At 47.5% G+C, this 545-nt stretch carries 1 pseudogene; it reads right to left on the reverse strand.

Annotated elements, in window-relative coordinates:
• A pseudogene (locus NI000_RS36565) lies at window positions 1–526 on the reverse strand (IS3 family transposase); the annotation flags it as partial.
• Window positions 527–545 lie beyond the last annotated feature (19 nt).

A 545-nucleotide genomic window follows, 5' to 3' on the forward strand; every position in this document is an offset into this window, starting at 1 on the left:
ATTTCTCCAGCCTCATTTTGATAACCAATGCGCCTGCTTTCCTGTTCAACGCTTCAAAATGCTCCCTAATAAGCTGAAAGTCGTATTGATCGGCTGTCTCTAACAGTTGACGCGACTCCTCAGCGCTACACCAACGGTAATAGCCGCTTGCACTTACTTCGGCAATCTGACAGAGGTAACGTGTTAAACGTCGTAAATCATGCTTACGAATCGTTTGATGAATGAGCTGAAAGCGCTCGGAAGGCGTCAACTCCTTACTTTTTCGCCTTTCGAGCGCTTCTAGCTTTTTTAATAGCTCGTTCTCCGCTTCGAGGAGTTTAATCCGAGCTTCTGCTTGTTGTAGCTTCTCTTCTACTGACGATTCCGTTTTTGATCGTCTACCCGTACTTCCAAGGCCTCGGCGCTCTTCTAACAAGCCAGCCTCACCGTACTTAGCGTAGGTCTCTCTCCAGCGATAGAGGCTTTCTGTAGGTGTTCTCTGGCCAACGAGTTCGATACTAAATCCTGCTTTCAAAAAAATCTCCATTGGTGGCTCTCCTGCCTGG

Origin of the sequence: Paenibacillus tyrphae (assembly GCF_024158745.1) — a bacterium.
Taxonomy (GTDB): domain Bacteria; phylum Bacillota; class Bacilli; order Paenibacillales; family NBRC-103111; genus Paenibacillus_G; species Paenibacillus_G tyrfis_A.